Genomic DNA, 2227 nt, shown 5'->3' with positions numbered 1-2227 from the left:
TTTTACCGTATTGACCAGCACCACCTGATTGTTTCTTATGGGTATAGCTGTCTTGAATCGATTTGGTTATGGTTTCGCGGTAAGCAACCTGAGGCTGACCTACTATTAACTCAACATCGTACGTGCGTTTGAGAATATCTACTTTAATATCAAGATGTAATTCACCCATACCACGAAGAATGGTTTCACCCGAATCTTCATCCGTTTCCACTCTAAATGTTGGATCTTCTGCAACCATTTTACCAATCGCAATAGCCATTTTCTCAGTTGAGCCTTTATCTTTTGGCGAGACAGCAATAGAGATAACTGGCTCAGGGAAAACCATTGCTTCGAGCGTACATTCGTGATTAGGATTACAAAGGGTATGGCCGGTTCGAACGTTTTTCATACCCACGATAGCGATAATGTCGCCTGCTTCAGCGCTTTGCAATTCATTCCGCTCATTTGCCTGCATCTCAACCATACGACCGACACGTTCGGTTTTACCGGTAAACGAGTTAAGGATGGTATCACCCTTATTCAGTTTGCCTGAGTATATACGTACGAACGTTAGGGCACCAAAACGGTCATCCATGATTTTGAAAGCCAAGGCGCGGAAAGGCTCATCAGGAGAAACGATAGCAAATTGACCATTTGGCTCACCTTCAGCATTAGTCAAAGGTTGTGGATTAACTTCATGGGGAGCAGGCAAATAGTCAACCACTGCATCCAATAGAAGTTGCATCCCTTTGTTTTTAAAGGCTGAACCGCAATAGGTTGGGAAGAAGGCTAATTCAAGCGTACCTTTACGGATACAACGCTTAATGTCTTCTATTGAAGGTTCTTCTCCTTCTAGGTAAGCCATTAGTAATTCATCATCCATTTCAAGTGCCGTTTCAATTAATTGGCTGCGATACGTTTCAACATCGTCAACCATATCGGCTGGTACGTCAGTAACCTTGTAATTTTCTGGCTGCCCAGTTTCGTCCCAAACATACGCTTTGCGGGTTAATAAATCGACAACACCTACAAAACTGTCTTCAAAACCAATGGGCAAAGTCATAATTAAAGGATGTGCACCCAATACTTTTTTGATTTGCTCAGTCACTTTCAAGAAGTTTGCGCCAACACGGTCAAGTTTGTTTACGAAAATCAAACGAGATACTTTTGAATTGTTCGCATAGCGCCAGTTGGTTTCTGACTGAGGCTCAACACCGCCAGAACCACAGAATACGCCGATACCACCATCGAGTACCTTCAGTGAACGGTACACCTCTACGGTGAAGTCAACGTGTCCTGGGGTATCAATGATATTGAAACGATGACCTTTCCAGAAGCAACTGACTGCTGCTGACTGGATGGTAATACCGCGTTCCGCTTCCTGTGCCATGAAATCGGTTGTTGATTCACCTTCGTGAACCTCACCCATTCTATGGATTCTACCTGTGAGCTTAAGAATTCGTTCGGTAGTAGTGGTTTTTCCGGCATCAACGTGGGCGAAGATACCAATGTTTCTGTAAAGGTTTAAATCATTCATGGCACTCAAACTTAAAATAGATTAAAAATTAGTCGCATATTATACAGTATTTTATTTGGATTTGCAGCAGATCCATGCATTGAAATAATAAAATGAATGAATATTATGAGAACAGTGTCAAGTTTTTCCATTTTCAAAATTAAAATGAAATTGTCTGAAGGAAAAGACCTTATCATTATCTTGCGTCAATAAGCCGAAAAATCTAAATAGATCGCTATATTTGCCTCACAATAAAAGTAGACTGATTTGATATTAGCTAGACTCTTGCACATCGGGATAGAGCTACGATAGATTGATTATTATCCAGAATCAATGAGAGAACAGATGCCAACATTAACCGGTGAATGCTTATGCGGAGCAATAGCTTATGAAATTGAAAATGGAATAGGTACTGTCGTCAACTGTCATTGCTCAAAATGCCGTCGTTGGCATGGTGCTGCTTTTAGAACACGGGCAGCCGTAGCAAGTAAACATTTTAAATGGATTCGGGGTGAAGACCATTTATCCAAATATGAGTCAACTGCACCCACGATAAAAACTTTTTGTTCCATTTGTGGGTCAAATTTAATAAGTCTAATCAAAGATAACCCAGATCAGATCGGTCTTCCCATTGGCGGTCTTAACCAAGATCCAGGTAGACGCCCTGAAATGCATATTTTTGTCGGTTCAAAAGCACCTTGGTATGACATTACTGACAAACTACCTCAATAT

2 protein-coding genes are annotated in these 2227 nt (G+C 41.1%); one reads left to right on the top strand and one right to left on the bottom strand.

The window, feature by feature from the left end; all coding sequences use genetic code 11:
- A partial coding sequence (gene fusA / locus BN58_RS08505; protein WP_040916325.1) for an elongation factor G occupies positions 1–1516 on the bottom strand: 1516 nt, incomplete at its 3' end.
- Between the two features lie 324 nt (positions 1517–1840).
- Between fusA and BN58_RS08500 the strand changes: the two genes are divergently transcribed.
- Positions 1841–2227: GFA family protein (locus tag BN58_RS08500; protein ID WP_019216461.1), on the top strand; the 387-nt coding region annotated here is incomplete at its 3' end.

The organism is Legionella tunisiensis (genome assembly GCF_000308315.1).
Classification (GTDB): Bacteria; Pseudomonadota; Gammaproteobacteria; order Legionellales; family Legionellaceae; genus Tatlockia; species Tatlockia tunisiensis.
Note: the sequence above shows the minus strand (reverse complement) of the source record. Positions and strands in the feature narration are given on the sequence as shown.